Annotated in this window: 1 protein-coding gene; it reads right to left on the bottom strand. The window is 45.0% G+C overall.

The genetic code is table 11. The features are described 5' to 3' along the window. Positions 1-55: 55 nt before the first annotated feature. Positions 56-1765, bottom strand: coding sequence for a GspE/PulE family protein (locus F6K20_RS33480; RefSeq protein WP_287249444.1), 1710 nt, complete (start codon positions 1763-1765; stop codon positions 56-58). Between the last annotated feature and the right edge of the window lie 829 nt (positions 1766-2594).

Genomic DNA, 2594 nt, shown 5'->3' with positions numbered 1-2594 from the left:
TTCTGTTTCCCTACTCCCTACTCCCTACTCCCTACTCCCTACCCAGCAGTGTAAATCAACCGTATTTCCTTTTTGGAGCCATCTCATCTAGGGATTTCACTTTAGCAGCTCTTGGCTTGTCCAATTGACCCTGAGACTTACAGGACAAAGCACTGTGGGGTAGAACTCGTAAGATTTCGGTTAGGGTGGTTACCCCTTTGGTTACCTTTTCAATCGCCGCCTTCCGGAAGGAATAAAAACTAATTTTATCCAGGTAACGGTGCAACTGAGTCATAGTTCCCTCATAAATCAACTGCCGCACCGTATCATCTACATCCAGTAACTCTACAATCGCTTCCCGTCCTAAATAGCCGGAATTGTAGCACTTGGCGCAACCCTTTCCTTTGCGCCAACCTTTGAGATTAGCTTCCTCTGGCCTCAAACTCAGCTTCCGCAAATCCTCAGAAGTCGGGGTATAAGGTTCTTGACAGTGGGGACATACTTTGCGCACCAAACGCTGTGCCACTATTCCCAATAGGGCATCACTGATTAAACCCGGTTCCGGACCAATATCTTTAATACGAGGAATAGCACTGACCGCATCATTGGTGTGGAGAGTGGTCAATACTAAGTGACCGGTCAAAGCCGCTCGAATCCCTGTTTCAGCGGTTTCAGCATCCCGAATTTCCCCCACCATAATGATGTCCGGGTCTTGGCGTAAAATTGCCCTCATCCCTGCGGCAAAGGTCATCCCGGCTGCCTCATTCACTTGGGTCTGGGTAATCCGGGGTAAGACATACTCCACTGGGTCTTCCACCGTTACTACATTCACATGTTCCGTGGCTAACCCTTGCAGGGAATTATATAGCGTACTAGTTTTACCAGAACCAGTCGGACCGGTGAGAATAACCATTCCTTGGGGTTGCTGCAACCAACCTTTATAGATTTTAAGCTCTTCGTCAGAAAAGCCTAACTCTTCCAAGCCAGAAAAGGGGTTCTCTCTTGGTAATAAGCGAATCACTGCTTTCTCTCCCCCCACACAAGGGAGGGTACTCACCCGCAGATCTAACCCAAGTCCTGCCTCCTCCCCAGTCGCATAGTTTTCCCCAATCCGACCATCTTGAGGACGGCGGCTTTCAGCAATGTCCATATCAGACATGACTTTGAGAGCAACCACCACTGCTCGACCCAAGTCTGACGGTAAGGTAGTTATATCCCTAAGAATCCCGTCAATGCGATAGCGGACTCTTAAGCCATCAGTCATCGGTTCCAGGTGAATATCACTGGCGCGGTTACGTAGAGCTCCAGAGATAATGGTTTTAATCCGCTCAATCTGGTCAGCCGCTTGGGACAGATACAATTCTGTGGTTTCGGTAATGTCTTCTTGTTCCACCTCACCAGTAAGGGGATTGACAAAGGCTACCGAACTGATGGATTTGGCATTATTGTTTTCCCTGTGGTACCATCTCTTGTAGCTTTTCGGTGCAATGGGAATAATTTTGATTTCGGTGAAAGTGCGATCGCTTAATTTTTTGAGCTGCTCTGGGGATAACTGGACTGGGGTACCCAGGTAATAACAGTTGCGCCACAGTAGCAGCGGAATCACCGGAGGTAAATCTTGGCGATTGGGGAATGGCTTAAAGAACCGGGAGCTGACTTCCCTATCCAGCAGGTTAACGTTTAGTTCTCCTTGTGGGTTAACCAAGAGTTTAAGGGCTGTTTGACAGTTAATTTCACCCTTTCTCAACTTCCTCCAAGCCGATGAAGTTTTAACGCCAGTTTGCATGATTTTTACCCCACTAAATTAAACTAAATTAAACAGTTTTTATTGATGAATTTCCAGTTTTACTTTCCCAAACACCTGGGTGCTTATTGACTATATCAGTTTTCGAGTGATTGCTATTGCCATTGGTTGATATTGGATTGAGAGATTAACGTGTAAGCATTCAGCCGTCAGCTGTCAGCCGTCAGCTGTCAGCCGTCAGCTTATTTTATTCAAAAGCTATAGTTATTGTAGGGTGGGCAAATGACATAATTCCAGATTAAATGGTGATTGGCTTGGTATTTGCCCACCCTACTACTGAGAGCTGATATCTGAATGCTTACATTAACGTTATATATAAATCTTTATCTAATCTTTATATATAACGTTACCTTTTTACTTTCACAAAACCTAGGTAAGCCTACCTAGGCTTACCTACATACGCTTACCTAGTTTTTTCCAATGATTATATCTGATCAATTCCCAACATTACTATAGACGTTTTACCTCCTATAAACACCTTTTTTTGCTCTAGTTTTTTTGCTGTAGTTTTAACAGCTAAGCAAGAGCCAAACTCTATCTATTTATCAGACGGAAATCAACAAGATTACGCAAAGAGAGAATTTTTTTTACAAAAGTTTACATTAGCACCTCAAGTAGCACCATCTGTAGCGCATCAGCACCTCAAGTAGTGTGCGCGTAGCGCATTAGCTGATAGCACCTCAAGTAGCGTGCCCATAGCGCATTAGCTGATAGCACCTCAAGTAGCACCATCTGTAGCGTATTGGCTGATGGCTGATAGCTGATGGCACCTCAAGTAGCGTGCACATAGGACATAAGCTGAATGGTTAGA

The organism is Moorena sp. SIO2C4, assembly GCF_010672485.1.
Classification (GTDB): Bacteria; Cyanobacteriota; Cyanobacteriia; order Cyanobacteriales; family Coleofasciculaceae; genus Moorena; species Moorena producens.
Note: the sequence above shows the minus strand (reverse complement) of the source record. Positions and strands in the feature narration are given on the sequence as shown.

Bases quoted from the DNA above. Each gene is read 5' to 3' on its own strand.
- F6K20_RS33480 (WP_287249444.1), bottom strand. From the start codon at position 1,765: ATGCAAACTGGCGTTAAAACTTCATCGGCTTGGAGGAAGTTGAGAAAG.